The sequence below is a fragment of the Salegentibacter sediminis genome, from assembly GCF_002078605.1.
Lineage (GTDB): Bacteria > Bacteroidota > Bacteroidia > Flavobacteriales > Flavobacteriaceae > Salegentibacter > Salegentibacter sediminis.
On the sequence record NZ_MSJR01000009.1, the window covers coordinates 101,958 to 109,171 of the forward strand.

6 protein-coding genes and 1 CRISPR repeat array are annotated in these 7,214 nt (G+C 40.7%); of the genes, 3 read left to right on the plus strand and 3 right to left on the minus strand.

Features of this window, described 5'->3' with window-relative positions:
• Positions 1-163 precede the first annotated feature (163 nt).
• A complete protein-coding gene (locus tag BUW93_RS12915) occupies positions 164-1,663 on the plus strand; it encodes a flavin monoamine oxidase family protein (protein ID WP_081212148.1) in 1,500 nt (499 codons plus the stop codon).
• Between the two features lie 69 nt (positions 1,664-1,732).
• Complete coding sequence (locus BUW93_RS12920; RefSeq protein ID WP_081212149.1) at positions 1,733-2,242, plus strand: gamma carbonic anhydrase family protein; 510 nt, start codon at positions 1,733-1,735, stop codon at positions 2,240-2,242.
• A gap of 208 nt (positions 2,243-2,450) precedes the next feature.
• Here BUW93_RS12920 and BUW93_RS12925 read toward each other — a convergent pair whose 3' ends face one another.
• Positions 2,451-2,990 carry a hemerythrin domain-containing protein gene (locus BUW93_RS12925; protein ID WP_081212150.1) on the minus strand — a complete coding sequence of 180 codons (540 nt, stop codon included), beginning with the start codon at positions 2,988-2,990 and terminating at the stop codon, positions 2,451-2,453.
• Positions 2,991-3,506: 516 nt separating this feature from the next.
• Between BUW93_RS12925 and BUW93_RS12930 the strand changes: the two genes are divergently transcribed.
• Positions 3,507-3,971: a DinB family protein gene (locus BUW93_RS12930; protein ID WP_081212151.1), complete on the plus strand. Its 465-nt coding sequence runs from the start codon at positions 3,507-3,509 to the stop codon at positions 3,969-3,971.
• A gap of 20 nt (positions 3,972-3,991) precedes the next feature.
• On the opposite strand, the gene BUW93_RS12935 is transcribed toward BUW93_RS12930, so the two are convergent.
• A complete protein-coding gene (locus BUW93_RS12935; protein ID WP_081212152.1) occupies positions 3,992-4,993 on the minus strand; it encodes a lipoate--protein ligase in 1,002 nt (333 codons plus the stop codon).
• A gap of 89 nt (positions 4,994-5,082) precedes the next feature.
• A CRISPR array of direct repeats spans positions 5,083-6,873; the repeat unit is 46 nt; unit sequence GTTGTGAATTGCTTTCAGAATTGTATTTTTAATTAGGATTCACAGG.
• Between the two features lie 108 nt (positions 6,874-6,981).
• Positions 6,982-7,214 (minus strand): CRISPR-associated endonuclease Cas2 (gene cas2, locus BUW93_RS12940; RefSeq protein WP_081212153.1); only part of this gene is annotated, 233 nt, incomplete at its 5' end.

The following is a 7,214-nucleotide window of genomic DNA, read 5'->3' on the forward strand; positions in this document are numbered from 1 at the left end:
TAGTCCTGACCGGGACCCTTGTTTTTATATTTATCTAAAATTCAATATCTTAGTCTGGTGGCTATTCCCATTTAGCCTATTATTGCTCTTTATAATTGCTCCCCTGTCTATTCTCATCCCTGCTTTTTGTGCTTAATATTTAGACTCACCAATCTTAATTATTATGATACCAATAAATGCAACACAAATTACCAGAAGGAAATTTATTCAAGAATTTAGTCTTAGCCTCGGTGCCCTGGGAGCGGGCATGCTTTTCCCTTCATCTCTTATGGCCGGAGAGTTTATCCTGAGCAAAACCAGGAAGCCCAGGGATATTTTAATCCTTGGCGCGGGGCTGGCAGGTCTTGCTGCAGCCAGGGAACTTGATAGAGCAGGGCATAAGGTCACTGTCCTTGAGGCCCGAAACCGCCCCGGTGGCAGGGTTTCTACCATTCGGGATCCTTTTCCCCAGGGCCTATACGCCGAAGAGGGCGCGCTGGGTTTTTCTTCTACCTATATCCTGGCCCTAAAATATATTGAAGAACTAAATCTCGAACAGGTTCCTTTCCCATTTCCGGAAAAAACTGTGATTTACTATTTTAATGGTAAAAAGATGGAGGTGGCCCCGGGAGATACCCCAAAATGGCCCTACGATTTAAGTCCGGAGGAAAATGAATTGGGCCCTATGGGAATCGTTCAAAAATATATAATGAAACCCCTCCCCAAAGAAAACATTAATTATGATGCCTGGGATCAAAAACCTCTTATAGATCTCGATGAAATCTCGCTCTATGATTATATGAAGCGTCAGGGAGCCAGTGAAGGCGCCATTAAATTGGTGCAGCATACGCAGTGGTTTGCCGCAAAACCTAAAGAGACCTCGGGACTTTCTATGGCAGTTTCTGATTTTGGCCTCTTTATGAGCGGGACTTCCTTTTTTCAGCTTAAAGGAGGCAACGACAGCTTGCCCGTAGCTATGGCCAGGCAACTTGGCGATAAGATTAAATATAACACCAGAGTGACCCAACTTGGCGAGTCGGAGGATAAGGCCTTTGTGAAAGTGAAAAACAAGGAGGGAAATTTTGAATATAGGGCCGATTACGTGGCTTGTACTATCCCCGCGGCAGTTCTTGCCGGGATTCCTTTTGAACCTGCCTTACCTCCCCTTAAAGCCGAAGCATTACAGAAACTACCTGTACTTGAGGTAACCCGTAGCTTTTTTCAAACCGACAAGGCCTTCTGGTTGAATAAAAATCTATCGGGAGCCGTCTATACCGACCTCCCTGTAAAACAGATCACCCCTTATATTATGTCTCAAAACCCAGCCGAAAATCCCGGGATACTGGAAAGCTATGCCATGGGAAAAGAGGCAGAAGCTCTCGGAAAATTAAATAAACAAGACCTGGCAGACAAGCTCCTACCTGAAATGAAAAAGATCTTCCCCGATTTTAAAGATCATCATGTGAAGACCTATATCAAGGCCTGGGGAGAAGATCCTTACGCCCTTGGTGGGCCGAGCTTCCCGGCCCCGGGAGATGTAGCCAAATATTTAAAGGCGCTGCAAAAACCTCATGGGCGCTTCCATTTTGCCGGGGAATATACCAGTATATTGCGTAGTACCATGGAAGGTGCCCTCCGATCGGGAGCAGATGCCGCAAAAGTGATCAATAAACTGGAGGACTAGGTTTTCAGGTATCGGTTTTTTGTTGCTTTTCCCGCAGAAAAATTCCTAACTTTCGAACAAAAATAACTTATGCCACTTATTTTACCCGTGAAAGAAATTACCCCTGAATTCGGCAAGGATTGTTTTCTTGCCGAAAATTCGACCATAGTTGGAGATGTGGTGATGGGAGAGCAGTGTTCGGTTTGGTTCAACGCCGTGATTCGTGGGGATGTAAATGCTATACGTATAGGTGATAAAACCAACATCCAGGATGGGGCCGTGATCCATTGTACTTATGAGAAGGCGGCAACCAGCATTGGTAATAATGTCTCGGTGGGGCATAATGCCATTGTTCATGGCTGTGAAGTAAAGGATAATGTCCTTATCGGGATGGGCGCTATTGTAATGGATAAAACTGTGGTTGGAGAGAATTGTATTATCGCTGCCGGCGCGGTGGTGCTGGAGAATACCATCTGCGAACCCGGACATATCTACGCCGGCACCCCTGCGCGAAAGATCAAAAAACTAAGTAAAGACCAAATAAGAAACCTAACGAAAACCGCTAAAAATTATATCATGTACAGCGGCTGGTTTAAATGATAATTTTCATTTGTTTTCCAAAATATGAGGCTCATCATATTTCGTACTGCCTTAAATACCTAATTTAGCTCCTGTCTGGAATACGGTCAGAATACCGGTTGGGCCTCCAGACAGCCCGATCAATCAGGTTACTTTTTTGGTTAATAGTAATTAATACTTTTATAAGAACAGGAGGACTGCACCTCCTGTTCTTTTTTTTTGTGCTTTGTCAAAGATCTTTGTCCCTGAGTTTCAAATAATCTCCTATTAATAACACGGCTGGAAATAAGATGCCTTCTTCCAGTTCAGCATGTTTTTCTAGGGCTTTATCATATCCCAGAATTTCGGGATGCTTTTCTCTCCAGGCAGCAGCCATCATTTCGCCCAGGAAATGTTTGATCATCTGATGTTCTGCGAGCATGGCGTCTGAGTTTTCTCTGAATTTTTCGGTAAGCTGAATGATCTTCCCGCTCTCTTTGGGGAGTTCGCCTTTTGCCAATAAAGGCAGGATCCCTAAAGGAGGCAAAACATAATCCTCTTCCTCCTTAAAATGAAATTCCATTACTTCATACAACTCCCTTGCGGCTAAGCCGGTACTGTCCTCATAAGAAGTGATAACTTTTAGCTTGTCAAGAAAATCTTTGTGATCCTTTAAAATTAGGGAAGGTACTACAGGTTTTACCCCAAAGTGTGGAATTTTAGTTTCATCCTTATTCCCGCAACTGTTCAGAAATAAAAGTATCACTATTATTGAACTATAAACTCTCATTGTTTTTAAGCTAAGGTAGCCAGGTCGAAAAAGAGTGGAAATGATAAAAATCAGAATAGTTTCTTTGGGTTAGGACAGTTCTTGGCACACTAAGATCAATTCTTTAAAATTCCATAATAACTTATATTGGTAATTTTATTATCAAAATTTCTTTTTTGAGTGTAGTACTTTCCCGGCGTAAAATTTTTGAAGCCTTGGAGAAAATTTAGCCGGGAAAGTGCGGTTCCGAGCGCGGTAGCGCTACGGAAACACCTGCAAAAAAGTGTCCTTTTTTTGGTTCGTTTTTTTGGACAAGCAAAAAAATGAACATAACCAAGTCAGCAAATAAACTCGGAATAAGCCGATTGACAAGAAATGTCAGAAAAGTATTCCTTTTGTAGCCGCTACCATGTGCTTAATATCTTAGCACCCTTGGTTTATTAAATCTTAAACCACCACGGCATCTACCATCCAAGACCTAAAGACTAATAAACTAAATTCGTAAATTAGACTGGCAGAATCTCAGGAAGAAAACCCATGAAAACGAAAACCGAAACTTTACTGGAACTATGGCTGGAAGCCCGCACGCGATTCTCCAACCTGCTGGATGACCTTAGCGCTGAAGATCTTAAAAAAAGATTAGGGACCTCCCCAAATTCTGTAGGATTTCTTATCAGACACATTGGTGATGTCGAACTGCTTTTTGCCAAAAATGTTTTCGGAGATTCCGGGGTTAGGGTAGTCGCTAAAACAGTGATTGCACAAAAAGATACCGGGGAGTGGACAAACCTGGAAGAAATCAAAGCCTATGCTGCCGATTCCCTGGAGCAACTAAAAGCCATTGTAGAGAAACAAAGCGATGCCGACTGGGAAAGCATCATTACCACCAAAGAATTCGGTGCCAAAACCAAAGCTGAAGCCTTCGGAAGAATCATTTCCCATACCACCTACCACGCCGGCCAGCTGGCAATCATCAAAAAATACGGAGAAGTCCGGAATTAACTCACAACCGAGAACCGAAATCACTCATCTTCCCCATAAACCAATTCTATAAACTCCAAATGCGGAATCTCCCCAAAATATTCTTTTAACTCGATATCCTTTAGAAGTTCATAAATATCCTCTTTTTCATAGCGGGCTCCAACTAACAGGCTTTCCAGTTTTTCTACGGGTTCTTTTCCGAAGAAATCCCCGAAGATTTTAAAATCCTTGATATGACCTTTTTCTACAAATATCCGTAAATCCACCTCTCCTGCAGCAAAACGCTTGCTGCGCTGAATGTTGAATTTGGGGGAGCGGCCATAATTCCAGTCCCAGGTATCGTATTTCTCTTCTTTTAAGCGGTGCACGGCTTCCCATTCTTCCGGGCTGAGGTAGTAGCGCTCAAAATCCTCGCTCTCCTCATAGAGTCCTTTTAAAAGCCGACTCCGGAAATCTTCGATCTTCATCGGTTCCTCTAAAAAGTCTGAGATATTCGCCACCCGGCTGCGCACCGATTTATGGCCCTTAGACTGGATCTTACTCATCTTTACGTTCAGGGCATTGGCAACTTCCCCCAGCTCGGTATCCAGGAGGAGGGTGCCGTGGCTTATCATTCGCTTTCCGGTAGAGAACTGGGCGGTTCCAGAAATTTTCTTTTCCTCTACCTGAATATCATTGCGGCCTTTGAGTTCGGCATCAAGCCCCATACTTTTTAAAACCTTGATCACCGGCGCCGTGAACTTCTTGAAGTTATTCAAGCTTTTTACGTCGTGGTTGGTGATAAAACTGAAATTCAAATTTCCGAAGTCGTGATACACCGCGCCACCGCCTGAAACCCTTCTTACCACCTGGATATCCTTCTCATCGACATAGCCCTGGTTGATCTCCTCTAAAGTGTTTTGGTTCCGGCCTATGATGATGGAAGGCGAATTGATATAAAACAATAAATAATCGGTATCGGCACTAAAATTCCTTAGGGCATATTCCTCTAATGCCAGATTCAGTCTCGGGTTATTAACCCCTTCGTTCTCGATGAAAATCATTTGCTTTGGGTTTTACGCAAATATAAATAATTCGGAAGCAGCTACCGGGAAACACCCAAAGGAAAAACAGTTTCTAAATTTTAATAAGTCTTGTGAATTGCTTTCAGAATTGTATTTTTATTTAGGATTCACAGGTATGCCACCTTCTTTTACAATTCCGTATACGTTGTGAATTGCTTTCAGAATTGTATTTTTATTTAGGATTCACAGGGGAACATTGAATTTGCTTACTGTGGGATGGGTTGTGAATTGCTTTCAGAATTGTATTTTTATTTAGGATTCACAGGTCAGAAAACCAGCTTAACGTGAAGTACATGGTTGTGAATTGCTTTCAGAATTGTATTTTTAATTAGGATTCACAGGTGCTCAATTTAACGAGGATATGATGACTCTGTTGTGAATTGCTTTCAGAATTGTATTTTTAATTAGGATTCACAGGAAATAGGATCCTTTTAATATAGCCCGGTCTGTTGTGAATTGCTTTCAGAATTGTATTTTTAATTAGGATTCACAGGAAAGAGGTGCAAACGATCTCACAGGCCGGTTGTGAATTGCTTTCAGAATTGTATTTTTAATTAGGATTCACAGGCCTTTTGAAAGAAACCCCATATTTACCCCGGTTGTGAATTGCTTTCAGAATTGTATTTTTAATTAGGATTCACAGGCAAAAGAGAGAGGCTCCTTCAACACACAATGTTGTGAATTGCTTTCAGAATTGTATTTTTAATTAGGATTCACAGGCTGATCTCCATTTGGAAGGGTAACCACGCAGTTGTGAATTGCTTTCAGAATTGTATTTTTAATTAGGATTCACAGGCGCCTGCACGTACCTTTCAGCGTATACCGGGTTGTGAATTGCTTTCAGAATTGTATTTTTAATTAGGATTCACAGGGTTCTTATTGTAAAGGTTCTTTTACTGTAGGTTGTGAATTGCTTTCAGAATTGTATTTTTAATTAGGATTCACAGGAAAGTCACCCCCGGCTATGAGATTTGAACAGTTGTGAATTGCTTTCAGAATTGTATTTTTAATTAGGATTCACAGGTGTACTTTACGCTACAACAAATAACATTGTGTTGTGAATTGCTTTCAGAATTGTATTTTTAATTAGGATTCACAGGCATCTTCTTCTTCATCTTCATCTACAAGCTGTTGTGAATTGCTTTCAGAATTGTATTTTTAATTAGGATTCACAGGTGTTGCAGGATAACCGCCCTTTTTGTATTAGTTGTGAATTGCTTTCAGAATTGTATTTTTAATTAGGATTCACAGGATCTCTCTTTAACTGTTGCTTAATTGGGATGTTGTGAATTGCTTTCAGAATTGTATTTTTAATTAGGATTCACAGGCGGGAAAGTATAAGGTTTCGTTGCGACCTGTTGTGAATTGCTTTCAGAATTGTATTTTTAATTAGGATTCACAGGTGAATATTTTTAAGTCAAAAGGGTTGTTCCGTTGTGAATTGCTTTCAGAATTGTATTTTTAATTAGGATTCACAGGGTTACAGGCTCGTTATTCATTTTTTGCTTAGTTGTGAATTGCTTTCAGAATTGTATTTTTAATTAGGATTCACAGGCTTAAAGGAAACTTCCGGTAAGTGGGATGAGTTGTGAATTGCTTTCAGAATTGTATTTTTAATTAGGATTCACAGGGTTAACTCTTTCCTTTTTAGCGAGCAAGTTGTTGTGAATTGCTTTCAGAATTGTATTTTTAATTAGGATTCACAGGTCATGCAATTGAAAGTGGCGCTTTGTAATAGTTGTGAATTGCTTTCAGAATTGTATTTTTAATTAGGATTCACAGGCATCAGTTTCAAAGCCTCTTTTCATAGTAAGTTGTGAATTGCTTTCAGAATTGTATTTTTAATTAGGATTCACAGGATACCCGCTCTAAAAAGCTGGTATCCTGTTTTTTAAGTTTGTAGTTAGAATTAAAAAACGAACACTTTTTTTGATTTCTTTGCTAGGCGAGCCTGCTTTTTTGAAATCCTAAAAAAGTTCCAGTTGCTGCGTTGGAGCTTCGGGAGCAGTTTCTTTGCGCCCTTGAAATAGTTCGATCATTCCAAATTGCTTATCGGTAATTTGCATAATACACACCTTTCCTTTTTTGGGAAGGTTTCTTTTGGTGCGTTTGGAATGTACCTCAGCATTTTCACGGCTGGCGCAAAACCGGGTGTAGATAGAAAATTGGAACATTCCAAAACCATCATCAAGAAGATCTT